A 25,404-nucleotide genomic window follows, 5' to 3' on the forward strand; every position below is an offset into this window, starting at 1 on the left:
AGGTAGAGGGTTGCGATTGAAGGGGGGCGGTAACTAATTACCGCAGGCGAAAAAATTGCTGAAGCGCAGTCTTCATATAGCAAGGTTACAACCAGATAATTTTTCAACATGCCTCCTGCCGGCAACGGCAGGAGGTGTTCAATTATCAAGTCCCGGACTTTATCTTGGTCCAGGCCCGGGTCCGCGCACGTTCGGCATCGCGGGGTAGCGGCTGCAGGGTGTAGAGCGTGCCCATTGCCGCGTCGGTCGGGTACAGGTTCGGGTTGTTGCGGATCGCCGGGTCGACGCTCTCCGTGGCGTCCTTGTTCGGGTTCGGGTAGCCGACGAAGTCGCTGACCGGCGCGATCACCTGGGGTTGCAGCAAGTAGTTGATAAAGGTGTAGGCGTCTTCCGTGTTCTTTGCGCCTTTGGGAATGGCAAGCATGTCGAACCAGATCGGCGCGCCTTCTTTTGGCAGGCGCATGTCGACGGTCACGCCGTTCTTGGCTTCCTTGGCGCGGTTGGCGGCCTGGGAGAAGCTGCCGGAGTAACCGACGGCGACGCAGATGTCACCGTTGGCGATGTCAGCCATGTACTTGGAGGAGTGAAAGTAAGTGACGTATGGACGAATTTTCATCAGCAAGGCTTCAGCCTTGGCATAGTCCGCCGGCTTCTTGCTGTTGGGGTCCAGGCCGAGGTGTTGGAGGGCGAGCGGCAGGATCTCCGACGGCGAGTCGAGCAGGGCGACGCCGCACTGCTTGAGCTTGCTGATGTTCTCTTCGTTGAAGATCAGGTCCCAACTGTCCACCGGGGCGTTGTCGCCCAAGGCAGCCTTGACCTTGTCCGGGTTGAAGCCAATCAGGATGGTGCCGTACATGTAAGGCACGGCGAATTTATTGCCGGGGTCGTTGGCTTCGATCAGCTTCATCAGCTTGGGATCGAGGTGGTTCCAGTTTGGCAGTTTACTGCGCTCCAGTGGCTGGAAAACGCCGGCTTCGATCTGCTTGGCGAGGAACACGTTGGATGGCACCACCACGTCGTAGCCGGAGTTGCCGGTCAGCAATTTGGCTTCCAACGCTTCGTTGGTGTCGAAGATGTCGTAGACCAGCTTGGTCTGGGTGTTCTGGGCCTTGAAATCTTCCAGCGCCTTGGGCGTGATGTAGTCGAACCAGTTGTAGACGCGCAACGTTCGTTCTTCAGCGTGAACGGCGCCACTGAGCACGGTGGTGCACAGCAGTGTGGGGAAGAGCGCGGGAGCGATAAAACGCTTGAGTCGATTCATTATTCTTGTTTCCTCATTGAGCGCTTTCAAAACCTTCGAGAACATTCACGGCATTGATGCCGATTTCCTCGACCGCATAACCGCCTTCCATCACGAACAACGTCGGCTTGCCGAGGCGTGCGATGCGCTCGCCCATCGCCAGGTAGTCCGGGCTGTCGAGTTTGAACTGGGAAATAGGGTCGTCCTTGAAGGTATCGACGCCCAGGGAAACGACAACGATGTCCGCACTGTAGGTTTCAATCTCTTTGCAGGCTTGTTCCAGCGCAGCGCTCCAGGTATTCCAACCGCTACCGGCTGGCAGAGGGTAGTTGAAGTTGAAACCTTCACCCGCGCCTTCGCCGTGTTCGTCGTCATAGCCGAGGAAGAACGGAAACTCGGCTTCCGGATGACCGTGGATTGAAGTGAAGAGTACATCGCTGCGCGCATAGAAAATCGATTGGGTGCCGTTGCCGTGGTGGTAGTCGACATCGAGGATCGCGACCTTTTTGTGGCCTTGATCGAGGAAGGCCTGAGCGGCGATGGCAGCGTTGTTGAGGTAGCAATAACCGCCCATCAAATCACTGGCAGCATGATGACCGGGTGGCCGGCAAAGGGCGAAGGCACTGCGGGCACCGCGCTGGATTTCAGCCTGGGCAGTGAGGGCCACCTGCGCTGCGCTGTACGCCGCTTGCCAGGTACCGGCAGTGATCGGCGCGCCGCCGTCGAAGCTGTAATAGCCGAGCTGGCCATGCAGGCTGGTGGGGATGATCGGGCGCAGGGTGCGGGCGGGCCAGGTATAGGGCAGCAGGTCGCCATCGGTATTGAACTCGGTCCAGCGCGCCCAGGCACCTTTGAAGAATTCAAGATAGTCGCGGCTGTGGATGCGTGCGATTGGGTCGAGACCAAAATCCTTGGGTGCTTCTACGGCGCCAAGGTTCTGCTTTTGCACCCGTGCCAGCACATGGTCTGCACGCGAGGGCATTTCGAAGCAGGGCTTGAGTTGTCCGTCGATCAATTCACAACGGCCGTGGTGCAGGTGGTGGTCATCCGAGTAGATCGTCAGCATTTTCTTGTTCTCCGCAGGCTGATTCGGTTGAACACAGTCTTGCGGTGCGGGGCGTTTCAGAGAACGGCAGAAAAGGCCAAAAGGGGATCGATATGGCCAAAATAGCTGACCGAAATTCGCCCCTCGAATGATGCGAGGGTTGGCTCAGGTCAGAGGTATTTTTGCCGGCGAAGGCGGCATCCCAGGCAGTGCTGAATTCAAGGCCTGAACTGACTCGGCGCCACGCCACTCCAGCGCACAAACGCATGACGAAAGCTCGCGGTCTCGCTGAAGCCCAGCGCCTCGGCAATCTGGTAGATCGGCATCTGCTCTTCACAGAGCATGAGTTTGGCCTGTTCGAAGCGCAATTCGTCGAGCATTTCCTGATAACTGCACCCAAGGTCCTTCAGATGCCGACGTAACGTGCGCGCCGAACAATTCATCTGCTCGGCCAACCCTTCCAGCCCCGGCGCCGCATTCAATTGCGCGCGGAGTAACTGCCGAATCCGTCCCAGCCAGGCCTGACGCCCAGTGAATTCGGTATTCTGTTTGCGGCAGCGTTCGGCCATGGCTTGATGGGTGATGACATCGGCAAGCGGCAAGGGCTGGTCAAGCCAGCTTTTGTCGAAAGCAAAGGCATTGTCACGGGCCTTGAAGTGCAGCGGGCAATTGAAGTGTTCTGCATAGGTGGCTTCATAGTCGGGCGCGGCATGTTCGAAGCGCGCAGCCAGCAATGGCAACGGATGGCCGAGCAGGTCGTCGCAGATGGTTTTCAACGACACCAGACAGAACTCGGCGTTGAATACGGCCAGCGCCGGATTTTCGCGATAATCGGCGGCTACGAACCAGATACGCTCGCCGTCGTCCTCAAGACCCAGCTCGAAAAGTGTTCCCAGCAGCGCCGGATAACGCATCGCCAGGCGTAACGCGTCACCGAAGGTGGCACTTGTGAGCAGGGCATAGCCGAGCATGCCGTAGGAGGAAACGTGCATCCGCCGGCCCAGTTCCAGGCCGATGTCACGCTTGAGCGCGACGGCGTTGGCGCAGACCTGCATTTCCTGGTTGGTGGTGATGCGCGTGTCTGCGCGGTTCAGGTCAGCGGCGCTGATGCCACTGCCCGCCAGCAGCGCCTCGCTGGACAATCCTTCGGCCTTAAAGGCGTTGAGCACCAGGGAGACGGCGTTGAGGGTGGTGAGGTGGGAGTGGAGCATGGCGGCTTCCAGCCTTGGGATGGCTGAAACGCAGCAAGTTATATGCCCAATAACGATCACCTGTAGGAGCTGGCTTGCCAGCGAAGGCGGTAAAACAGCCAACATGGATGTTGAATGTTATGGCCTCTTCGCTGGCAAGCCAGCTCCTACAGGGGTTTTGTGTTGTATCAGCTGAGTTCGCCACAGAGGTCGAGTTCGACCAGGCGCCGAACTTCAGCAATGTCGAGTCCGGCACCCAGCAATCCGTGCAATTTGCCGTACGCAGCTTCACGGGTCATGCCGCCGCCCGAAAGCACACCAGCACCACGCAAGCGGCTACCCGCCTCATATACATCCAGCTCGACGCCACCTTCATGGCACTGCGTAATCGCAACCACCACCACGCCGTTGTCTCGTGCTCGCGCAAGGGCGGCGAGAAACTCTGGATTGTCGCTCGGCCCCGTGCCGCTGCCATAGCACTCCAGCACCAGGCCTTGAATGCCGCTGTTCAACACACCATCAAGTTGCTCGGCACCGATACCGGGGACCAACGGCAGCACGCCGACTTTCGCCAGTTGTTTGTTCTGACGGTAATTCAGTTCCGTTGGCAGCGAAGCGACGTTCAGACCGCCGCCCTGACGCTCAAGTCGCTTGAAGGGATGACGACCGAAACTGCGAACCTTGGCGCAACGGGTCGGCTCCAGCAGTTCGCCATGGAAGTACAGATGAACGCCCGGCGCCAGGCCCTGGCCCAAAGCAACCAGTGCCCCGCTGAGGTTTTCCCAGGCATCGCTGTCGGTCACGCCGGCCGGCAGCATCGAGCCGGTGAAGACGACGCGGGCGTGCAGTCCGAGCAACTGAAAACTCATGGCCGCAGCGCTGTAGGCCAGCGTGTCGGTGCCATGCAGGATCAGTACGCTGTCGCAGCCTTGTCCATCAACGGCGTCGACCACTGCTTCGCGCAGTTGCTGCCAGTACGCCGGGCTCATGTTGGCGCTGTCGATCAGCGGCGACATCTCGCGAAAGCGCCATTGCGGCACCACCAGCTCAGGCTGGCTGGCGAGGTACTCGTGCATCCGCGCTTCGAAACCGGACGCCGGGGCCAGGCCGTGGACACTGGCTTGCATACCGATGGTGCCGCCGGTGTAGAGCACCATGACGTGCCGGGCTGCAGGATAGGTCGAGGAATTCATGGGGGTTCTCCGAGAACGATGACAGCAGGCGGTCGAGCATGACGCTGACGGCACGTCGTGTCACGTTGGGCGTACGCGGTTAAAATCCAAAAAAAAGGGCCTGGGGATTAATCCCCAAGCCCTCAAAAGGTGAGAGGTGTCTAGTCCCTCGACCTGGTGAGCGTGGCTCTTGATAAGAAGAGCCGGGCGTTCGGTTATGCCTTCAGAGGCACCAGACGCGGAGCGATCATGTTTTCCGGGCGCAGGATGTCGGCGAGCATTTCGTCGTCGAGCAAGCCTTCTTCGCGCACCAGTTCCAGCACGCCGCGGCCGCTTTCGAGGGCGATACGGGCAATGCGGGTGGCGTTTTCATAGCCGATGTACGGGTTCAGTGCGGTGACCAGGCCGATCGAATGTTCGACCAGTTCGCGGCAACGCTCTTCGTTGGCGGTGATGCCGACGATGCAGTGCTCGCGCAGCATGTCCATGGCGCGTTGCAGCAGACGGATCGAGTCGAAGATCTTGAACGCGATCAGCGGCTCCATCACGTTCAGTTGCAGTTGGCCGCCTTCAGCCGCGATGGTCAGCGCCAGGTCGTTGCCGATGATCTGGAACGCTACCTGGTTGACCGCTTCCGGGATAACCGGATTGACCTTGCCGGGCATGATCGAGCTGCCTGGCTGACGTGCCGGCAGGTTGATCTCATTGATGCCGGTGCGCGGGCCGCTGGACAGCAGGCGCAGGTCGTTGCAGATCTTCGACAGCTTGACCGCGGTGCGCTTGAGCATGCCGGAGAACAGCACGAAGGCGCCCATGTCGGAGGTGGCTTCGATCAGGTCGGCCGCCGGCACCAGCGGATGACCACTGATGGTCGCCAGGCGCTGAACGGCCAGGAGCTGGTAACGCGGGTCGGCGTTGATGCCGGTACCGATCGCGGTGCCGCCCAGGTTCACTTCGGTCAGCAGTTCCGGTGCCAGCGTCTTCAGACGCGCCAGGTCTTCGCTCAACGTGGTGGCGAAGGCGCGGAATTCCTGACCCAGGGTCATCGGCACGGCGTCTTGCAGCTGGGTACGGCCCATCTTCAGAACGTGGCTGAATTCCTGGCCCTTGGCGGCGAAGGCCTGGATCAGGCTGTCGAGGCTGGCCAGCAGCGCGTCGTGGCCCAGCAGCAGGCCCAGGCGGATGGCCGTCGGGTAGGCGTCGTTGGTCGACTGCGCCATGTTCACGTCGTTGTTCGGGTGCAGGTACTGGTATTCGCCTTTCTGGTGACCCATGGCCTCCAGTGCGATGTTGGCGATCACTTCGTTGGCATTCATGTTGGTCGAAGTGCCAGCGCCGCCTTGAATCATGTCCACCACGAACTCTTCGTGGAAGTCGCCGCGGATCAAACGGGCACAGGCTTCGCTGATGGCAGCGTGCTTGGCTTCGCTCAGGTGACCCAGCTCGCGGTTGGCGTCAGCGGCGGCCTGTTTGACCATTGCCAGGCCGACAACCAGCTTCGGGTAATGCGAAATCGGAACGCCGGAGAGACGGAAGTTGTTCACCGCTCGCAGGGTCTGGATGCCGTAGTACGCTTGAGCAGGTACTTCGAGTACGCCAAGCAGGTCTTTTTCTGTGCGGAAAGATGCAGCGGAGGACATGATAGAAATCATCTCGATAAGGACCCGGTCTGTGCCGGAACACTGCAAATGCTAGGCTTGTGAACAATTTTGGGCCAATGCTGTTAAACACTGGCCTATGCATATTCGGCATAATGCCGGTGTGACGCCGTGTGTGCGGCGAGCGTGTGATCTATTTTGGTGCGTGTCCGGGAGGGCGTGATGAATCTGGAAAGTAAATGGCTGGAGGACTTCAGTGCCCTGGCCGCCACCCGCAGCTTCTCCCAGGCTGCCGAACGCCGCTTCGTGACCCAGCCGGCTTTCAGTCGGCGAATCCGCAGCCTGGAAGCCGCGCTGGGATTGACATTGGTCAACCGCTCGCGCACGCCGGTCGAGCTGACAGCGGCGGGGCAATTATTTCTGGTGACCGCGCGGACGGTGGTCGAACAGCTCGGCGAAGTGCTACGCCACTTGCATCATCTGGAAGGCGGACAGGGCGAGGTGATGCAGGTTGCGGCCGCTCACTCCCTGGCGCTGGGGTTCTTCCCGCGCTGGATCGCGCAATTGCGTAATGAAGGCCTGAACATCGCGACGCGGCTGGTGGCGACCAACGTTGGCGATGCGGTGCACGCCCTGCGTGAAGGAGGCTGCGACCTGATGTTGGCGTTCTACGATCCGGACGCCGCAATGCAGATGGATCCGGAAATTTTCCCGTCGCTGCATTTGGGTAATACCGAAATGTTGCCGGTTTGCGCGGCCGATGCCGAGGGTAAACCGCTGTTTGATCTGGAAGGCGAAGGCAGTGTGCCGCTGCTCGCCTACAGCGCCGGTGCCTTTCTGGGGCGTTCGGTGAATTTGCTGCTGCGTCAGCGTGCGTTGCGCTTCACCACCATCTACGAGACGGCCATGGCCGATAGCCTGAAAAGCATGGCACTGGAGGGGCTGGGCATCGCCTGGGTGCCACAGCTCAGCGTGCGCGCCGAACTGGCGCGCGGTGAGCTGGTGGTCTGTGGCGGCCCGCAGTGGCATGTGCCGCTGGAGATTCGTTTGTATCGTTGCGCGCTGGTGCGCAAGGCGAATGTGCGGTTGTTGTGGCGCAAACTGGAAGGCGGGGCGGCGAGTGCGGCTTCGTGAGGCTTTTCGGTTAATTTCGCAAAGCAGCCCTGAACTTATGGAAACTGATTGAGATAGTCGCGAATGTGTTGCCTGTTCTTGTCGCTGAAGCGGTAAACGTTTCCACGCGCATGAGATAATTCATCCGCGAGCATGATTGTGTCGCGCCACCAGCCGTCATAGATCACTTCACCGTCTTCGTGGGTCGCTCCGAGCATGTGACCTATTTCATGTGCCGGGGCGCGATAAGAGCTGATCGACGCAATTGCGTAATGGCCTTTTATTGAGGCTATGCCGCCTAACCCGCCGAGAAGTCCGCCTAACTTTTCATTGATGTTGTCTCGCGTCAGCAAGAGAATTTTGGTGAGTTTCGCTTCATCACGATCCCTGGATAAAATACCCGAATACCAGTCGTGGATCAGGTCCCTCCAGCCGACCAGGGCGGCGGAGCCATCCTCGTTCTTGTAGTTGTAGCCTGCCAGTTTCGGCGCTTCATCCTGGCGGTACATTACAATCTTGACTTCACGCTCCGAAATGAATTCGAGTTCGGTTTTCAGCCAGGCAAAATAATCGGCATATAACTTGTCTTTTTGATAGTCCTGAAGATCACTGTGAATAACAACCGGTAGGGTGATATGTTTTTTCATGTGTGTTGAACTCCCTGTTCAATTAAAACTTTCTGTCGCTCAAAAGTTAAATGTTGTTCAGACTCTTTACCAGTTAGAAGTTGTTTTAAGTATTTTCGAAAGGGAAGAGAGCGGGGTTAATGGCTATGAAGATAGCGAAATTTACCAAACTAAAAAATCCAACTCTTCCCGGCATATCGGCATGCAAAATGGCTGACTTCATAGTCAAGAAATGGGTGTTTTCCGACCGCATGACAGATGGTCGCAGCGGGGGCTGTTTATCTGCCTCATTACGGTATACTGCGCGGCCTTCGGCCGGTTCGCCCGGCCTTAATTCGTACACTCAAGCCACGCCGGATCTCCCGCGTGGCTTGTTGTTTTTTGACGCGCCTGCGGGCGCCCAGAGAGAAGAGGCACGACGATGAGCGCACTGGTTGGCGTGATCATGGGCTCCAAGTCCGATTGGTCCACCCTTAGCCACACCGCCGATATGCTGGAAAAGCTCGGCATTCCCTACGAGGTGAAAGTGGTCTCTGCCCACCGCACCCCGGACCTGCTGTTCCAGTATGCCGAAGAGGCCGAGGCGCGGGGCATCGAGGTGATTATCGCCGGTGCCGGTGGCGCGGCGCACTTGCCAGGCATGTGTGCGGCCAAGACCCACCTGCCGGTGCTGGGCGTGCCGGTGCAGTCGTCGATGCTGTCGGGCGTCGATTCGCTGCTGTCTATCGTGCAGATGCCGGCGGGCATTCCGGTCGCGACCCTGGCCATCGGCAAGGCCGGCGCGATCAACGCTGCCCTGCTTTCGGCGAGCATCCTGGGCGCCAAGCATCCGCAGTTCCACGCGGTGCTGAAAACTTTCCGTGCTGAGCAGACAGACAGCGTCCTGGAAAATCCAGACCCACGCATCGCCTGAGGTTGTTGACGATGAAGATCGGTGTAATCGGTGGCGGCCAGTTGGGTCGCATGTTGGCGCTGGCGGGTACCCCGCTGGGCATGAACTTCGCTTTCCTGGACCCGGCGCCGGATGCCTGCGCAGCTGCGCTGGGCGAACACCTGCGGGCCGATTACGGCGATCAGGACCACCTGCGTCAGCTGGCCGATGAAGTCGATCTGGTGACCTTCGAATTTGAAAGCGTCCCGGCCGAGACCGTGGCCTTCCTGTCGCAATTCGTCCCGGTCTACCCGAGCGCCGAAGCCCTGCGCATCGCTCGCGATCGCTGGTTCGAGAAGAGCATGTTCAAGGACCTGGGCATTCCAACCCCGGCGTTCGCCGACATCCAATCCCAAGCCGACCTGGACGCCGCCGTGGCGGCCATCGGTCTGCCGGCGGTGCTGAAAACCCGCACCCTGGGTTACGACGGCAAGGGCCAGAAAGTCCTGCGTAAACCTGACCATGTGGTCGGCACTTTCGCGGAGCTGGGCAGCGTGGCCTGCCTGCTGGAAGGTTTCGTGCCGTTCACCGGTGAAGTCTCGCTGATTGCCGTGCGTGCTCGCGATGGCGAAACCCGGTTCTATCCGCTGGTGCACAACACCCACGACAGCGGGATTCTCAAGCTGTCCGTGGCCAGCACCGATCACCCGTTGCAAGCCCTGGCTGAAGACTACTCCAGCCGAGTGCTCAAGCAACTGAATTACGTCGGCGTGATGGCGTTCGAGTTCTTCGAAGTCGACGGTGGCCTCAAGGCCAACGAAATCGCCCCGCGTGTGCACAACTCCGGGCACTGGACCACCGAAGGCGCCGAGTGCAGCCAGTTCGAAAACCACCTGCGGGCCGTTGCCGGTCTGCCGCTGGGGTCGACGGCCAAGGTCGGCGAGAGCGCGATGCTCAACTTCATCGGCAAAGTACCGGACATCGAGAAAGTAATGGCCATCGCCGATTGCCATCTGCATCACTATGGCAAGGCGTTCAAGGTCGGTCGCAAGGTCGGCCACGCGAACCTGCGTTGCGCGGACCGCGAGACCCTGGCTGCGCAGATCCTCAAGGTCGAAGCGCTCATCGCCGAATAGTTTCGTGTGGCGTCGGCGGAACCATCCAGGGGCCGCCGTTCTCTCATGGCAGGATGCCAAAGTCTGACTAGGCTTTCGCTAGGTGTCCTGTCCCACCAATACTGTTGGTGAGACAGGACACAGCCAATTCAATCAGAGGGAAATGCCATGGGAATTATCGGAACCATCTTTATCGGCTTGATTGTCGGCCTGCTGGCGCGGTTCCTGAAACCGGGCGATGACAGCATGGGCTGGATCATGACCATCCTGCTCGGTATCGGCGGTTCGCTGGCGGCCACTTACGGCGGCCAGGCCCTGGGCTTCTATCAGGCCGGCGAAGGCGCAGGCTTCCTTGGCGCGCTGGTGGGTGCCGTGATATTGCTGGTGATCTACGGCATGATCAAAAAGAACTGATTGAAGCGACAAAGCCCTCTCTGCCAAACGCGCGGGGAGGGCTAGAATGCTCGGCGTTGCACCGTCCACTCCTTTGCCGAGCACCTTCATGCGCCGTCTTCTGCTGACCTTCCTATTACTGGGTGCGGGCCTTGCCCATGCCGGCGAACTGCCGGAAACCGACTGGCTCGACCTGATGCCCAAGTCGGACCAGAAAGCCCTCGAGGCCATGCCCGAAATCGACCACGACTCCCCCGAAGCCAATGGCACCTTCACCGAAAAGGGTGGCATGAAGCAGAGCAAGGGCTTGCCGGCGGTGATGTATTCGACCAAGACCGTACCGTCGATGAACGACAAGAACATCCGCCTCGGCGGTTATCCGGTGCCGCTGGAGTCCGACGCCAAGGGGCGTAGCACGCTGTTCTTCCTGGTGCCCTATCCGGGCGCCTGCATTCACGTGCCGCCACCGCCGCCTAACCAGTTGGTGCTGGTGCGTTATCCGAAAGGGTTGAAGCTGGATGATATCTACACGCCGTTGTGGGTGACCGGCACGTTGAAGATCGAGAAGGTCGACAATGACCTGGCTGACGCGGCGTATGCGCTGGATGCGGCGAAGGTGCGGGTGGTGGAGGAATCAGACTTGTAACGGCCATTCAGGCCAGGCACAAACCAAAAATGTGGGAGCGGGCTTGCTCGCGAAAGCGGTGTAACAGTCAACGATGATGTTGAATGTTATGGCCTCTTCGCGAGCAAGCCCGCTCCCACATTTTTGTTTTGCGGTGTTACAGCGATTTGCTGGCGATGCTCACGCCAAGCGTATGACTCGCACCCGGCGCCAACGTCACCACATCATCCATCACATTCGCCGTTTCAATGCACAGCATGCGCTGCCAGCCATCGTCGGCCATGTCGCTGAACGCCGCGGCGCGATCGATCCACGGGTTCCAGATCACCGCCGAACGCGAACCGCTGCTGGTCAGCTCGATGCGTCGTTCCCAGGCTGGATCGACAATGCTCAGCTTCGCTGGAGTATTCAGATAGATGCGATCGGTCTCGCCTGCAAAGTGCAAATCACCGGTCTGACTCACGGTTTTCCAGTCGTCCAGCGTCTCGATGTAACTCAAGCCATCCAGGCCTTCGACATGCACGTTGCGTACATCGCTGACCGCGAAATAGCTGTGCAGCGCCTGGCTGATGCTGACTTGGCCGAAGCCCTGGTTATGGCTGGTCAAGCTGATGTGCAACTGCTCATCCAGACGAATGCTCAGCTTCAAATCCACCTGATGCGGCCAGCCTGGAAAACCGCCTTCGGGGCAGGGCAGGAGAAATTCCACGTTCAGGCTTTCGCCTTCAGCTTCGATGCCCCCCAGTTCCCAGTCCATCGTCCGGACCAGCCCGTGGGCGGGCGCCGGTTCGCTACTGAAGCGCATCGCCTGGACACTCTGCGGGTTGCGCGAAAGATTACCGAACCACGGCCAGCACACCGGCACGCCGGCGCGGATACTCTTGCCGGTCTTGAAGACGGCCTCGTCGTTGAGCCAGATCAGCGGCGGCTCGCCGGCCACCTGGTAACTGAGGATGTGCGCACCTTGCTGGGCCACCAGCAATTCGGCCTGCCCGTGGCGGATGCGCCAGCAGTTCAGTTCATCCAGTTTCACGGCTTCAACGTTGGGCGTTGTCATGGAACGGCTCTCGATCAGGAACAATGTCTGCTATGGACCGCAAAACGGTCGTCGCGTTTAACGGTTCCTGTTTTACCAGGGCCTTGTTTAACGAGCTCTGGGCGGAACCGAGCGCGTGCGGCCGCTGCCATCGATGGCGACGAACACGAATACCGCTTCAGTCACTTTACGCCATTCGCTGGACAACGGATCGTCGCTCCAGACCTCGACCATCATCTGGATCGAGCTGCGGCCGATTTCCAGCGCCTGGGTGTAGAAGGAGAGCTGGGCGCCCACCGCTACCGGCACCAGAAACGCCATGCGGTCGATCGCAACGGTAGCGACGCGACCGCCTGCGACCTTGCTGGCCATTGCGGTGCCGGCCAAATCCATCTGCGCCACCAGCCAGCCGCCGAAAATATCGCCAAAGCCGTTGGTTTCGCGGGGGAGTGCGGTGATTTGCAGGGCCAGGTCGCCTTGCGGGATTGGATCTTCTTGTTCGAGCTCTATCATGCCGGGGGTGCCTCTGACCCGTAACTCTCATTGGTACTTCAAGGTGAATAGCCGTCTCAGGGAAAAACGATTCAGCCCCGAACATACTACGTTCGTCACGTTTTTCGTAAGGCGCCTAAAGGGAAACTCTGCGAAATCGCCTATGAACCCCGGCAGGCGTTTTCGCACAGCAACCCTTGCAAGTTGTCGCAAGATTGCGAGTATATCGATCGGTAGACTCCGAGACGACCGTCTGGTTCTCGTTTTGACCGTCAAATACGTACATTCCTGTGCTTTTTCGAACAATTTGCTATCGTGCCGGACCTGCCCAAGCCTCCGCCAGCGTTGTGGGGGTTGCAGATCCGACTCTAAGAGAAGCCCTTGCCATGACCACAGCGCCTTCGAACATCGCGCAGCCCACGCCATCCGCACGTCCGTTGACCCGCAGCGACTACAAGACGTTATCGCTGTCTGCCCTGGGCGGCGCGCTGGAGTTCTACGACTTCATCATCTTCGTGTTCTTCGCCACGGTGGTGGGCAAGCTGTTTTTCCCGGCGGACATGCCCGAATGGTTGCGCCTGATGCAGACGTTCGGCATTTTTGCCGCCGGTTACCTGGCGCGGCCGCTGGGCGGCATTGTCATGGCGCACTTCGGTGACCTGCTGGGTCGCAAGAAGATGTTCACGTTGAGTATTTTCATGATGGCGGTGCCGACCCTGATCATGGGTTTGCTGCCGACTTATGCGCAGATCGGCATGTGGGCGCCGATCCTGTTGCTGCTGATGCGGGTGATCCAGGGCGCGGCCATTGGCGGTGAAGTGCCGGGCGCCTGGGTCTTCGTTTCCGAACACGTTCCCCAGCGGCACATCGGTTACGCTTGCGGCACCCTGACCAGCGGTCTGACGGCGGGTATTTTGCTGGGCTCATTGGTCGCCACGGCGATCAACAGCCTCTACACCCCGGTGGAGGTCGCGGATTATGCCTGGCGGATTCCGTTCCTGCTGGGCGGTGTGTTCGGCCTGTTCTCGGTTTATCTGCGCCGCTGGCTGCATGAGACCCCCGTGTTCGCCGAGCTGCAACTGCGCAAGGCGCTGGCCGAAGAAGTGCCACTGCGCGCGGTATTGCGTGACCATCGCGGTGCGATCCTGATTTCCATGCTGCTGACCTGGCTGTTGTCCGCCGCTATCGTGGTGCTGATCCTGATGACGCCGACCGTGCTGCAGACCGTCTACCACTTCGCGCCGACCACGGCGCTGCAAGCCAATAGCCTGGCGATCGTGTTTCTGAGTTTCGGCTGCATCATTGCCGGCGCGCTGTCAGACCGGTTCGGCGCAGGTCGGGTCTTCGTGTTCGGCTGTACGGCGCTATTGCTGGCCTCCTGGACCTTCTACCACAGCCTGGCCGCGCATCCCGACTGGCTGTTTCCGCTGTACTCCCTGACCGGCCTGCTGGTCGGCACCATCGGCGCCGTGCCCTACGTGATGGTCAAGGCCTTCCCGCCCGTGGTGCGTTTCAGTGGCCTGTCGTTTTCCTACAACGTCGCCTACGCCATCTTTGGCGGCCTGACGCCGATGATCGTCAGCCTGCTGCTCAAGGAAAGCCCGATGGGGCCGGCCTATTACGTGGCGGTGCTGTGCGGTGTGGGGATTGTGGTGGGTGGGTATCTCTGGAAAAAGGGGCGCTAAGCCAATGCCAGTCAGCTCAGCGAATGTAGCCTACTGTAGGAGCGAGCTTGCTCGCGATGGACTCAAGAGCGCCGCGGTTACCCAGTAAACCCGCGTTATCGTTAACGACCATCGCGAGCAAGCTCGCTCCTACAGGTTGAACGCTGAGCCGGCTCCGGGCGGCGTTCCGACGAAAAACGATAACGCGGTATCCCTTCAAAAAATCCGAATGCTGGCCTTTCATCCAATTGTCATATTTCAGCCATAGAGTGTTCACACGGCCTGCCGATACTTGGCCCCGACTTAACACACCCTATCTGCTAGGAGTAAGGCATGAAACTGAAGCGTTTGATGGCGGCAATGACTTTTGTCGCTGCTGGCGTTGCGACTGCCAACGCGGTTGCCGCTGTTGACCCTGCGATCCCGAGCTACACCAAGACCACTGGTGTGTCGGGCAACCTGTCCAGCGTCGGCTCCGATACCCTGGCTAACCTCATGACCCTATGGGCTGAGAACTACAAAAAAGAATACCCGAACGTAAACATCCAGATTCAGGCTGCCGGTTCTTCTACCGCGCCACCTGCGCTGACTGAAGGCACCGCTAACCTGGGCCCGATGAGCCGCAAGATGAAGGACAACGAGCTGCAGGCCTTCGAAACCAAATACGGCTACAAGCCAACCGCGATTCCGGTGGCCGTGGACGCCTTGGCGGTGTTCGTGCACAAGGACAACCCGATCCAACACATGACCATGGAACAGGTCGACGCGATTTTCTCCTCGACACGTCTGTGCGGCGCTAAAGCCGACGTGAAAACCTGGGGCGATCTGGGTGTGACCGGCGACCTCGCCAACAAGCCGGTTCAACTGTTCGGTCGTAACTCGGTATCGGGCACGTACGGCTACTTCAAGGAAGAAGCCCTGTGCAAAGGCGACTTCAAGCCAAACGTCAACGAACAGCCTGGCTCGGCTTCGGTTGTGCAGTCGATCAGTTCTTCGCTGAACGGTGTCGGCTACTCGGGCATCGGCTACAAGACGGCCAGCGTGAAGACAGTGGCCCTGGCCAAGAAAGGCAGCACAGAGTTCATTGAAGACACTGAAGAGAACGCCCTGAACGGCAAGTACCCGCTGTCGCGCTTCCTCTACGTCTACGTCAACAAGGCTCCGAACAAACCTCTGGCCCCGCTGGAAGCCGAGTTCGTGAAGCTGATCCTGTCCAAGCAGGGCCAGGAAGTTGTAGTGAAAGACGGCTACATCCCGCTGCCAGCCAAGGTTGCTGCAAAAGCACTGGCTGACCTGGGTCTGCAGGAGGGTAACAACGTAGCAAAAAAGTAAAACCCTAGGTCCGGGGGATAACCCACGGACCTATGTAGGAGCCGGCTTGCCGGCGAAGGGGTCAGCACATTCAACATTGATGTTGAATGATCCGCCGCCTTCGCCAGCAAGCCGGCTCCTACCTCCCCGAATCTTCACTCCGCTGCCGGTTCCCACAGGCGGCGGATTTGTTGCGTCACTGCACTGTCATCTTTCTGTCATACAGGATCGCTAGGGTGTGCGAATGAATGATCTGGCCACTTCCCCCATGACTACAAATCCCCCCAAGCGAATTGACTTCAATACGCCTGAGCTGCAACGCAAGCGCCGTATTCGTGCGCTCAAAGATCGCCTGACCCGCTGGTACGTCCTTGTGGGCGGCCTCGCTGTCCTGGGCGCGATCACACTGATCTTCTTCTTTCTCGGCTATGTCGTCCTGCCCCTGTTTCAGGGCGCGGACCTGACTGCCAAAGACCCCATCACCCCTGCCTGGATGCAAGACGCCGGCAAGCCATTGATGATCTCCCTGGAAGAGCAGAACCAGGTCGCCTTGCGGGTTTCCGACAAGGGGCAGGCACTGTTTTTCGACATCGACAATGGCGCCGAACTCAGGCGCGTCGACCTGCCGGTTCCGGCGGGTGCCAGCGTCACCTCGATCGGTGAAGACCAGCCAGGTCATCCGCTGGTAGCCGTGGGCTTCTCCAACGGCCAGGCCCTGGTGTTCCGTCATACCTATAAAGTCACTTACCCGGACGGCAAGAAGACTATCTCGCCAGCCATCGAGTACCCGTATGGCGAAACTCCGATGACGTTGAACGAGGCGGGCGGTGCGCTGGAGCATGTCAGCCTCAACGCCACCGATACGACCCTGATGCTGGTCGGTTCCACCGGTGCGCAACTCAATGTGTTGTCGCTGACCAGCGAAGAAAACATGATGACCGGGGAAATCACCAACGAGCAGAAACGCATTGATCTGCCGCAGATGACCGAGCCGGTGAAGAACATTTTCGTCGACCCGCGTCAGCAGTGGCTGTACGTGATTAACGGTCGTGCGCAAGCCGATGTGTTCAGCCTGCGCGACAAGAGCCTCAACGGTCGCTACAAGTTGCTCGAAAACGGCGAGGCCGAGATTACTGCCAGCACCCAGTTGGTGGGCGGTATCTCGCTGATCTTCGGCGATTCCAAAGGCGGCCTGGCCCAGTGGTTCATGGCGCGCGACCCTGATGGCGAATCGCGTCTGAAGCAGATCCGTACCTTCCAGATGGGCACTGCGCCGATCGTTGAAATCACCGCCGAAGAACGTCGCAAAGGTTTCATCGCCCTCGACGCCTCCGGCAAGCTCGGCGTGTTCCACAGCACTGCGCACCGCACCTTGCTGGTGGATCAGGTGGTCGAAGGCCAGGGGATCTTTGGTCTGTCGCCACGGGCCAACCGGGTGATCGTGGAAGCAGGCGGCAAGATTCAACCGTTGCTGCTGGAGAATCCGCACCCGGAGGTTTCCTGGAGCGCGCTGTGGAGCAAGGTCTGGTACGAGAACTATGACGAGCCTAAATACGTCTGGCAATCGACCGCCGCAAACACCGATTTCGAACCTAAATTGAGTCTGGCGCCCCTGACCTTCGGTACGTTGAAGGCCGCGTTCTACGCCATGCTGCTGGCCGCGCCACTGGCTGTTGCCGCTGCAATCTACACCGCCTACTTCATGGCCCCGGGCATGCGCCGCAAGGTCAAACCGGTGATCGAGCTGATGGAAGCGATGCCGACGGTGATCCTCGGCTTCTTCGCCGGCCTGTTCCTCGCACCTTATGTAGAGGGGCATTTGCCGGGCATCTTCAGCCTGCTGATGCTGTTGCCGATCGGCATCCTGGTCGCCGGTTTCGTCTTCAGCCGCCTGCCTGACTCCATCCGCCTGAAAGTGCCGGATGGCTGGGAAAGCGCGATTCTGATTCCGGTGATTCTGTTTGTGGGCTGGTTGTCGCTGTACATGAGCCCGTACATGGAAACCTGGTTCTTCGGCGGCGACATGCGCATGTGGATCTCCCACGACTTAGGGATTACCTACGACCAGCGCAACGCACTGGTGGTCGGCCTGGCCATGGGCTTCGCGGTGATCCCGAACATCTACTCCATCGCCGAAGACGCCGTGTTCAGCGTGCCTCGCGGCCTGACCCTCGGTTCCCTGGCCCTTGGTGCCACGCCGTGGCAGACCATGACGCGGGTGGTGATCCTCACCGCCAGCCCGGGCATCTTCTCGGCACTGATGATCGGCATGGGCCGCGCGGTCGGTGAAACCATGATCGTGCTGATGGCCACCGGTAACACCCCGGTCATGGAAATGAACCTGTTCGAAGGCCTGCGCACCCTGGCCGCCAACGTCGCGGTGGAAATGCCGGAGTCGGAAGTCGGCGGCAGCCACTACCGCGTGCTGTTCCTCTCGGCGCTGGTGCTGCTGCTGTTCACCTTCGTCATGAACACCCTCGCGGAGCTGATTCGTCAGCGTCTGCGCAAGAAATACTCGTCGCTTTAAGAAAGGTAGAAGTCTGTGAAACAGAACTCCCTGAACGGATGGTTCAAGAGCGGCGCCCCCGGCGTCTGGATCAGCGGTGGCGCGGTGTCCATCGCGGTCATCATGACCATAGGCCTGCTCGCGGTGATTGCCGTGCGCGGCCTGGGTCACTTCTGGCCCGCGGACCTGATCCACGCCAGCTACGACGTGCCGGGCCAGGCCAATCACCTGGTCATCGGCGAAGTGGTGCAGAAAGAACAAGTGCCCCGCGAGCGCCTGAAAAGCGCTGGCCTGCCGGTGCCCGATCAGGGCCCGGAGTTCATGACCCGCGAGTTGATCAAGGTCGGCAACCGTGACCTGAACGGCAACGACTTCACCTGGATCGTCGGCGAGTGGCTGACCAACCAGAAGACGCCGCCGGAGCTGATGGCCGTCGAGCGTCGCGAGTGGGGCAACTTCTACGGCTACCTGGTCAACGTCAAACAGGACGGCAAGGTCATCGCCGAAGGCGAAGCCGCGTGGCCGGAGTTGCAGGCCCGTGTCGCTCGCGTCAACGAGCTCGCGGCACAACTCAAGACCCTGGAGAAGTCCGATATCGGCGCGATCAACGCCGGCCTCGAACGCATCCGCCTGCACGGTCGCAAGCTGGAACTGGCCGGTAAACTCGACGCCACCGCGCAAGCGGACATGGAGTCCGAGCGCGCCGAGCTGAACGCGCGTTATCAGGACATTGAAGCGCGTCTTGCCGACCTGCACGCCCAGTTCAACCGTGACAGCCTGACAGCTCGCGATGCCAACGGCAAAGAGATCGAAATCGGCATTGGCAAAGTGGTTCACGCCTATCAGCCGAATGCCATGGGCACCTTCACCAAGATCGGCTTCTACTTCAGCAAGGTCTGGGAATTCCTCAGCGACGACCCGCGTGAAGCGAACACCGAAGGCGGGATCTTCCCGGCGATTTTCGGCACCGTGATGATGACCCTGATCATGGCGATGATCGTCACGCCGTTCGGTGTATTGGCGGCGGTTTACTTGCGTGAATATGCCAAGCAGAACACCTTGACCCGGATTATCCGCATCGCGGTGAACAACCTGGCGGGTGTTCCGGCCATCGTTTACGGCGTGTTCGGTCTGGGCTTCTTCGTCTATGTGCTGGGTGGCTCGGTCGACCGGTTGTTCTTCCCTGAAGCATTGCCGGCGCCGACCTTCGGTACGCCGGGTCTGCTCTGGGCGTCCCTGACCCTGGCGCTGCTGGCGGTGCCCGTGGTGATCGTGGCCACCGAAGAAGGCCTGGCGCGGATTCCCCGCACCGTGCGTGAAGGTTCGTTGGCCCTCGGCGCGACCAAGGCCGAAACCTTGTGGAAGATCGTGCTGCCAATGGCCAGCCCGGCGATGATGACCGGCATGATCCTCGCCGTGGCGCGCGCCGCCGGTGAAGTGGCGCCGTTGATGCTGGTGGGCGTGGTGAAACTGGCACCGTCGCTGCCGCTGGACGGCAACTACCCGTACCTGCACCTTGACCAGAAGATCATGCACTTGGGCTTCCATATTTATGACGTCGGCTTCCAGAGCCCGAACGTCGAAGCCGCACGGCCGCTGGTGTACGCCACGGCGCTGTTGCTGGTGCTGGTGATCGCGACATTGAACCTGTCGGCCGTCTACATCCGTAACCACCTGCGCGAGAAATACAAAGCGCTGGACAGCTGATCACCGCCGCTCCCTGTAGGAGCCAGGCTTGCCGGCGAAGGCGGTTTCATGGACGTCTTCGCCGGCAAGCCTGGCTCCTACAGGGGCGGCGATACCGCAGGCCCATTTTTGTGAGGCCGCGGCCAACCAAACCGAATTTGTCAGCACAGGGAGCCTCCCATGCAGCACGAAGCACATACCCACGGCATCAACATGTCCGCCCTGGGCCGCGACAAGCAGAGCCTGAGCCTCGAGCAGGAAACCGTCGCCATCGAAGTGCCGGGCCTGAGCCTGTTCTACGGCGATAAACAAGCGCTGTACGACGTCAGCATGAACATTCCGAAACAGCGCGTGACCGCCTTCATCGGCCCGTCCGGCTGTGGCAAGTCCACGCTGCTGCGCACCTTCAACCGCATGAACGACCTGGTCGACGGCTGTCGGGTAGAAGGTGCGATCAACCTGTACGGCAACAACATCTACCGCAAGGGCGAAGACGTGGCCGAGCTGCGTCGTCGCGTCGGCATGGTGTTCCAGAAGCCGAACCCGTTCCCGAAGACCATCTATGAAAACGTGGTTTACGGTTTGCGCATCCAGGGCATCAACAAGAAGCGCGTGCTCGACGAAGCCGTTGAATGGGCGTTGAAAGGCGCGGCGCTGTGGGACGAGGTCAAAGACCGCCTGCACGAATCGGCACTGGGCCTGTCCGGTGGTCAGCAGCAACGTCTGGTGATCGCGCGCACCATCGCCGTAGAACCGGAAGTGCTGCTGCTCGACGAACCCTGCTCGGCACTCGACCCGATCTCCACGTTGAAAGTCGAAGAGCTGATCTACGAACTGAAATCCAAGTTCACCATTGTCATTGTGACCCACAACATGCAGCAAGCCGCGCGGGTTTCCGACTACACAGCGTTCATGTACATGGGCAAACTGGTGGAATTCGGCGACACCGACACCCTGTTCACCAATCCGGCGAAGAAGCAGACCGAAGACTACATTACCGGTCGCTATGGCTAGCAGGGCAGCCGCAAGCGTCAAGCTGCAAGCGGCAAGAAACACGCGGGCGATACCAGGACTTATACATAACTGCTTGAAGCTTGCAACTTTCGCGGAGCGAAACCGATGATTAGTAAAGAAGGCCTTACCCATCACATCTCTGCGCAGTTCAACGCCGAGCTCGAGGAAGTGCGCAGCCACCTCCTGGCCATGGGCGGGCTGGTGGAAAAGCAGGTCAACGACGCGGTCACCGCGCTGATCGAGGCCGACTCCGGCCTGGCCCAGCAAGTTCGCGAGATCGACGACCAGATCAACCAGATGGAACGCAACATCGACGAAGAATGCCTGCGCATCCTGGCCCGTCGTCAGCCGGCGGCGTCGGATTTGCGCCTGATCATCAGCATCTCCAAGTCGGTGATCGACCTCGAACGCATCGGTGACGAAGCGACCAAGATCGCCCGTCGCGCCATTCAGTTGTGCGAAGAAGGCGAAGCACCCCGCGGTTACGTCGAAGTGCGCCACATCGGCGACCAGGTGCGCAACATGGTTCGCGATGCACTGGACGCCTTTGCCCGTTTCGACGCCGACCTGGCGTTGTCGGTGGCGCAGTACGACAAAATCATCGACCGCGAATACAAGACGGCATTGCGCGAGCTGGCCACCTACATGATGGAAGACCCGCGCTCTATCTCGCGGGTCTTGAGCATTATCTGGGTCCTGCGTTCGCTGGAGCGGATCGGCGACCACGCGCGCAACATTTCGGAATTGGTGATTTACCTGGTGCGCGGCACCGACGTGCGTCACCTGGGCCTCAAGCGCATGAAAGAAGAGGTTGAAGGTACCAGCGGCGAAACCGCTAATGTTCCGGACAAAGCTGACGATAAGTAAGATGACCCGAGAAAAGCGCCCGGCCCTTTGGCCGGGCGTTTTTGTTTGCGGTGTACCTGATTGCAAGCAGCGCCCCGCGAACGAAAAGTCCCGGCGTGACTGCAATGCTGTTCTGTAGGAGCTGGCTTGCCAGCGAAGGGGCCGTCACCTGCAACATTGGTATCGCCTGACACACCGCCTTCGCCAGCAAGCCGGCTCCTACAGTTTTGGCAATGTGCCGTCAGCGAAGGGCAATGCCTGCTGGGATTTTTAAAGGGGGGGTGGATGAGTAAGGTCAGTGTATTGGTCGTGGACGACGCGTCGTTCATTCGTGACCTGGTGAAGAAGTGCCTGCGCCACTACTTCCCGGGCATTCGCATCGAAGAAGCGGTCAACGGCAGGAAAGCTCAGTCCCTGCTGGCACGGGAGACGATCGACCTGGTGCTGTGCGACTGGGAAATGCCGGAAATGTCCGGCCTGGAACTGCTGACCTGGTGCCGCGAGCAGGACAACCTCAAGACCCTGCCATTCGTGATGGTGACCAGTCGCGGCGACAAAGAGAACGTCGTCCAGGCGATCCAGGCCGGTGTTTCCGGTTACGTCAGCAAACCCTTCACCAACGAGCAGTTGGTGACCAAGGTCAAGCAGGCTCTGAACAAGGTCGGCAAGCTCGATACCCTGATCAACAGCGTGCCAAGCAAAGTGAACACAGCCTTCGGTAATGATTCCCTGAATGCATTGACGGGCGGCACCTGCGCTGTGGTCGCGCCATCTACCGTCGCAGCGGCGCCGACCGCAGTGTCTCGCGGTTTGCTCAACAGCCCGCCGGTCAAGGCGCCAGCGTCCTCGGGACTCAGCAGCGGTCGCGGCCAGGGCCAACTGCGTTTACCCAATGGCATTGCGCAGTGCGTGATCAAGGCCTTGAGCCTCAGGGAAGCACTGCTGGTGATCAAGCGCACCGCCAGCCTGCCGCAAATCCTCGACAGTGCCGTGCTCGATCTGGAACAGGGCGACAACGCAGAGACCGCCCGCCTGAACGGCTACCTGCACGCCATCGTTGCCCATGAGCCCAAGCCCGACAGCGAATGGCTGCAACTGACGTTTCGCTTTGTCGATCAGGATGCGCAGAAGCTGGACTACATCTCGCGGTTGATTGCGCGTGGGACGGTGCATAAGCAGTTCATACCAGGCGCGTAATCTTCGTCGTCTGTCAGGCCGCCTTCGCGGGCAAGCCCGCTCCCACATTTGATCGGGTTCGCTCCATATTTAACTGATCGACACATAACCAAGTGTGGGAGCGGGCTTGCTCGCGAAGGGGCCATCAGATGCACCACACATCCGTCGGGCCTGCCCATTTTGAAACATCTGCCCACTACCCGGGTCCATTGCAGCTGCTAGGCTCATCCCCCAGGCCTTATTCGATAGATTCTTGCCCATGCTCGCGCGCCTGCTGTTTTTCTGTGGTCTTTTCCTGGCCTCCACCTCGGCTGTGGCCATGACAATCTACAAGTCCAAAGACGCCAATGGCGTGGTCTCCTACAGCGACCGCCCCACGAAGGGCGCCCAGGTGTTCGTTTTTCGCGATCGCATGGTCGAACACCTCGAGCGTCAGGTGTACCTCGATATCAAGAAGCAGAAGGGTGTGGACAGCGTTTACGTGCGTAATGACTTGTATGCCCCGGTCGAGATCGAACTGAGTTTCACCGGGTTGAAGAACGTCAACGGCGCACCGAGCCGGCCGATCCGCCGGGTAATGCCGGCGCGCAGCAACATTCGTCTGGCGCTGCTCACCGCCACCCAGGCCGGAAAGCCTCTCGTGTATGCCCCCAGGTTCCAGTATTCCCTGGGCGACCCCTCAGACGCCGCCATGGCCTATCGCTATCCGTTGCCCTGGCGTGGCGGGCCGTTTCGCTTGAGTCAGGGGGCCAATGGTCAATACAGCCACTTCGGTGCCAAGAGCCGTTATGCCATGGATATCGCCATGCCCGAAGGCACGCCGATCATCGCGGCCCGGGGCGGGGTGGTGGTGAAAACCGAGAACAGCCAGACCGGGCGCGGCACGGACCCATCGGGTAATTTCGTGCGGGTGCTGCACGATGACGGGACCATGGGCGTGTACCTGCATCTCAAGCAAGGTTCGGTGAGCGTTCGCGAGGGGCAGCGGGTCGGGGTGGGGAGTGCGTTGGCGCTGTCGGGCAACACCGGCAACAGCAGCGGGCCGCATTTGCATTTCGTGGTGCAGCGCAATACCGGGATGGGGCTGGTGTCGATCCCGTACCAGTTCAATCAGCCGGTGGGGGCGTTGCCCAACTTTGCGTTGGGCGGTAGGAGCCGGCTTGCTGGCGATGAACGATAACGCGGTAAAACAAAGACACCGCAGCGCTCCTGATCGCCAGCAAGCCGGCACCTGCAAGGGTATGGCTCAGTCCAGCATCAACACCTTCGCCAGCACGATCTTCGGCCCTTTCATCTTCTTGATGATGATCCGCAAACCTTCGACTTCCAGCACTTCTTCCTCTTCCGGTACCCGTTTCAGGGTTTCGTAGACCAGCCCGGCAAGGGTTTCAGCTTCGATGTGGTCCAGGTCAATGCCCAGCAGGCGCTCGACCTTGAACAGCGGCGTATCGCCCCGCACCAACAGCTTGCCCGGCTGGTACGCGAGGATCCCGCGTTCCGCCTTGCGATGTTCGTCCTGAATGTCGCCCACCAGCACTTCCAGCACGTCTTCCATGGTCAGGTAGCCGATGATGTTGCCATCCGCTTCTTCGACCACGGCGAAGTGCGAGCCACCCTTGCGGAACTGCTCCAGCAACTGCGACAGCGGCATGTGCCGGGACACGCGCTCCAGCGGGCGGGTCAGTTCGGCCAGGTTGAACGATTCGGGAATGTGGTCCAGGGCCGCCAGTTCCAGCAGCAGATCCTTGATGTGCAGCAGGCCGACGAACTCCTGGCGCTCGCTGTCGTACACCGGGTAGCGGCTGAACTTGTGGCGACGGAACATCGCCAGGATTTCCTTGAGCGGCGCGTTGAACTCCAGTGTCACCAGGTCTTCCCGGGAGTTGGCCCAGTCGACCACTTCCAGCTCGCCCATTTCCACCGCCGACGCCAGGACGCGCATGCCTTGATCGCTTGGGTCCTGGCCACGGCTGGAGTGCAGGATCAGTTTCAGTTCTTCACGGCTGTAATGGTGCTCGTGATGCGGGCCGGGTTCACCCTGGCCGGCGATCCGCAGGATCGTGTTGGCGCTGGCGTTGAGCAGGTAAATCGCCGGGTACATGGCCCAGTAGAACAGGTACAGCGGCACCGCGGTCCACAGCGACAGCAACTCGGGTTTGCGGATGGCCCAGGATTTCGGAGCCAGTTCGCCGACCACGATGTGCAGGTACGAAATGATAAAGAACGCGGTGAAGAACGAGACGCCCTTGACCACTTCGGCGGACTCTACGCCAACGGCGCTCAGTACCGGCTCGAGAATGTGGGCGAACGCGGGTTCACCGACCCAGCCAAGACCCAGGGAAGCGAGGGTGATACCCAGTTGGCAAGCCGAGAGGTAAGCATCGAGCTGACTGTGCACGGTGCGCAGGATGTGTCCGCGCCAGCCGTTCTTTTCAGCGATGGCCTCGACCCGGGTCGAGCGCAGTTTGACCATGGCGAATTCCGCCGCAACGAAAAAGCCGTTGAGCAAAACCAGGATCAGAGCAAAAAGAATCATGCCGAAATCGGCGAAGAGTGTCGCGAGGGTCAAGCCAGGGGATGGGTCCATGATGGAGTTTTGCGGGTTCCGTGTATTCGAAAAGGGGATGAAAGCGGAGCCTGAAGGGCAGGCACAAGTCAGCCAATGTAGCGGCTGACTGGTCGATT

General features: G+C 59.9%; 23 protein-coding genes. 14 read left to right on the forward strand and 9 right to left on the reverse strand.

What is annotated here, in order from left to right; all coding sequences use genetic code 11:
* Positions 1 to 145 precede the first annotated feature (145 nt).
* The 5 genes from F8N96_RS24530 to aspA all read right to left on the reverse strand — a co-directional run bounded on the left by F8N96_RS24530 (position 146) and on the right by aspA (position 6,287).
* Positions 146 to 1,261 (reverse strand): polyamine ABC transporter substrate-binding protein, encoded by a 1,116-nt coding sequence (locus F8N96_RS24530; RefSeq protein ID WP_150800001.1) that lies wholly within the window; start codon positions 1,259 to 1,261, stop codon positions 146 to 148.
* A 13-nt stretch (positions 1,262 to 1,274) separates the two neighbouring features.
* Entirely contained in the window at positions 1,275 to 2,306 is a 1,032-nt protein-coding gene (locus F8N96_RS24535) for a histone deacetylase family protein (protein WP_150800002.1), read from the reverse strand.
* Between the two features lie 197 nt (positions 2,307 to 2,503).
* Positions 2,504 to 3,496, reverse strand: a complete 993-nt coding sequence (locus tag F8N96_RS24540) for an AraC family transcriptional regulator (RefSeq protein WP_150800003.1) — start codon at positions 3,494 to 3,496, stop codon at positions 2,504 to 2,506.
* 167 nt (positions 3,497 to 3,663) lie between these two features.
* Positions 3,664 to 4,668, reverse strand: a complete 1,005-nt coding sequence (locus tag F8N96_RS24545; RefSeq protein ID WP_150800004.1) for an asparaginase — start codon at positions 4,666 to 4,668, stop codon at positions 3,664 to 3,666.
* Positions 4,669 to 4,862: 194 nt separating this feature from the next.
* Positions 4,863 to 6,287, reverse strand: coding sequence for an aspartate ammonia-lyase (gene aspA, locus F8N96_RS24550; RefSeq protein ID WP_150800005.1), 1,425 nt, complete (start codon positions 6,285 to 6,287; stop codon positions 4,863 to 4,865).
* 180 nt (positions 6,288 to 6,467) lie between these two features.
* Here aspA and F8N96_RS24555 point away from each other — a divergent pair, with 180 nt between their 5' ends.
* Positions 6,468 to 7,379 carry a LysR substrate-binding domain-containing protein gene (locus tag F8N96_RS24555; protein WP_150800006.1) on the forward strand — a complete coding sequence of 304 codons (912 nt, stop codon included), beginning with the start codon at positions 6,468 to 6,470 and terminating at the stop codon, positions 7,377 to 7,379.
* Between the two features lie 35 nt (positions 7,380 to 7,414).
* Here F8N96_RS24555 and F8N96_RS24560 read toward each other — a convergent pair whose 3' ends face one another.
* Positions 7,415 to 8,005: a reprolysin-like metallopeptidase gene (locus F8N96_RS24560; RefSeq protein ID WP_150800007.1), complete on the reverse strand. Its 591-nt coding sequence runs from the start codon at positions 8,003 to 8,005 to the stop codon at positions 7,415 to 7,417.
* Here F8N96_RS24560 and F8N96_RS24565 point away from each other — a divergent pair.
* From F8N96_RS24565 to F8N96_RS24585, 5 genes are all read left to right on the forward strand, one after another.
* Positions 8,004 to 8,201: a hypothetical protein gene (locus F8N96_RS24565; RefSeq protein WP_150800008.1), complete on the forward strand. Its 198-nt coding sequence runs from the start codon at positions 8,004 to 8,006 to the stop codon at positions 8,199 to 8,201. The two genes, F8N96_RS24560 and F8N96_RS24565, sit on opposite strands and share 2 nt — an antisense overlap.
* 204 nt (positions 8,202 to 8,405) lie before the next feature.
* The gene (gene purE, locus F8N96_RS24570; RefSeq protein ID WP_017341565.1) at positions 8,406 to 8,897 is read left to right on the forward strand and encodes a 5-(carboxyamino)imidazole ribonucleotide mutase; all 492 of its coding nucleotides are present in this window, start codon (positions 8,406 to 8,408) and stop codon (positions 8,895 to 8,897) included.
* Positions 8,898 to 8,908: 11 nt separating this feature from the next.
* A complete protein-coding gene (locus tag F8N96_RS24575; protein ID WP_150800009.1) occupies positions 8,909 to 9,991 on the forward strand; it encodes a 5-(carboxyamino)imidazole ribonucleotide synthase in 1,083 nt (360 codons plus the stop codon).
* Between the two features lie 147 nt (positions 9,992 to 10,138).
* On the forward strand, positions 10,139 to 10,384 hold the full coding sequence (locus tag F8N96_RS24580) for a GlsB/YeaQ/YmgE family stress response membrane protein (protein WP_150800010.1): 246 nt from the start codon (positions 10,139 to 10,141) through the stop codon (positions 10,382 to 10,384).
* Positions 10,385 to 10,472: 88 nt separating this feature from the next.
* The gene (locus F8N96_RS24585) at positions 10,473 to 11,009 is read left to right on the forward strand and encodes a DUF3299 domain-containing protein (RefSeq protein ID WP_150800011.1); all 537 of its coding nucleotides are present in this window, start codon (positions 10,473 to 10,475) and stop codon (positions 11,007 to 11,009) included.
* 136 nt (positions 11,010 to 11,145) lie between these two features.
* Here F8N96_RS24585 and F8N96_RS24590 read toward each other — a convergent pair whose 3' ends face one another.
* Together F8N96_RS24590 and F8N96_RS24595 are read right to left on the reverse strand one after the other, a co-directional pair.
* Complete coding sequence (locus tag F8N96_RS24590) at positions 11,146 to 12,045, reverse strand: D-hexose-6-phosphate mutarotase (protein ID WP_150800012.1); 900 nt, start codon at positions 12,043 to 12,045, stop codon at positions 11,146 to 11,148.
* Positions 12,046 to 12,132: 87 nt separating this feature from the next.
* The gene (locus F8N96_RS24595) at positions 12,133 to 12,537 is read right to left on the reverse strand and encodes an acyl-CoA thioesterase (protein WP_007896491.1); all 405 of its coding nucleotides are present in this window, start codon (positions 12,535 to 12,537) and stop codon (positions 12,133 to 12,135) included.
* 365 nt (positions 12,538 to 12,902) lie between these two features.
* On the opposite strand from F8N96_RS24595, the gene F8N96_RS24600 reads away from it, so the two are divergent.
* The 8 genes from F8N96_RS24600 to F8N96_RS24645 all read left to right on the forward strand — a co-directional run bounded on the left by F8N96_RS24600 (position 12,903) and on the right by F8N96_RS24645 (position 23,899).
* Positions 12,903 to 14,201, forward strand: coding sequence for an MFS transporter (locus F8N96_RS24600; RefSeq protein WP_150800013.1), 1,299 nt, complete (start codon positions 12,903 to 12,905; stop codon positions 14,199 to 14,201).
* 312 nt (positions 14,202 to 14,513) lie between these two features.
* Positions 14,514 to 15,512: a phosphate ABC transporter substrate-binding protein PstS gene (locus F8N96_RS24610; protein ID WP_150786427.1), complete on the forward strand. Its 999-nt coding sequence runs from the start codon at positions 14,514 to 14,516 to the stop codon at positions 15,510 to 15,512.
* Between the two features lie 223 nt (positions 15,513 to 15,735).
* Positions 15,736 to 18,018 carry an ABC transporter permease subunit gene (locus F8N96_RS24620; protein WP_150800016.1) on the forward strand — a complete coding sequence of 761 codons (2,283 nt, stop codon included), beginning with the start codon at positions 15,736 to 15,738 and terminating at the stop codon, positions 18,016 to 18,018.
* A gap of 15 nt (positions 18,019 to 18,033) precedes the next feature.
* The gene (gene pstA / locus F8N96_RS24625; RefSeq protein ID WP_150800017.1) at positions 18,034 to 19,704 is read left to right on the forward strand and encodes a phosphate ABC transporter permease PstA; all 1,671 of its coding nucleotides are present in this window, start codon (positions 18,034 to 18,036) and stop codon (positions 19,702 to 19,704) included.
* 159 nt (positions 19,705 to 19,863) lie between these two features.
* Positions 19,864 to 20,697: a phosphate ABC transporter ATP-binding protein PstB gene (pstB, locus tag F8N96_RS24630; RefSeq protein WP_008064516.1), complete on the forward strand. Its 834-nt coding sequence runs from the start codon at positions 19,864 to 19,866 to the stop codon at positions 20,695 to 20,697.
* Positions 20,698 to 20,802: 105 nt separating this feature from the next.
* Positions 20,803 to 21,564, forward strand: a complete 762-nt coding sequence (gene phoU, locus F8N96_RS24635) for a phosphate signaling complex protein PhoU (RefSeq protein ID WP_150765515.1) — start codon at positions 20,803 to 20,805, stop codon at positions 21,562 to 21,564.
* A 264-nt stretch (positions 21,565 to 21,828) separates the two neighbouring features.
* Positions 21,829 to 22,740 carry a response regulator gene (locus F8N96_RS24640; RefSeq protein WP_150800018.1) on the forward strand — a complete coding sequence of 304 codons (912 nt, stop codon included), beginning with the start codon at positions 21,829 to 21,831 and terminating at the stop codon, positions 22,738 to 22,740.
* Between the two features lie 238 nt (positions 22,741 to 22,978).
* Positions 22,979 to 23,899: a peptidoglycan DD-metalloendopeptidase family protein gene (locus tag F8N96_RS24645; protein WP_150800019.1), complete on the forward strand. Its 921-nt coding sequence runs from the start codon at positions 22,979 to 22,981 to the stop codon at positions 23,897 to 23,899.
* Positions 23,900 to 23,965: 66 nt separating this feature from the next.
* On the opposite strand, the gene F8N96_RS24650 is transcribed toward F8N96_RS24645, so the two are convergent.
* Entirely contained in the window at positions 23,966 to 25,306 is a 1,341-nt protein-coding gene (locus tag F8N96_RS24650) for a hemolysin family protein (RefSeq protein WP_150800020.1), read from the reverse strand.
* Positions 25,307 to 25,404: the final 98 nt, after the last annotated feature.

This window comes from Pseudomonas fluorescens (genome assembly GCF_902497855.1).
In the GTDB taxonomy this organism is placed as follows: domain Bacteria; phylum Pseudomonadota; class Gammaproteobacteria; order Pseudomonadales; family Pseudomonadaceae; genus Aquipseudomonas; species Aquipseudomonas fluorescens_BI.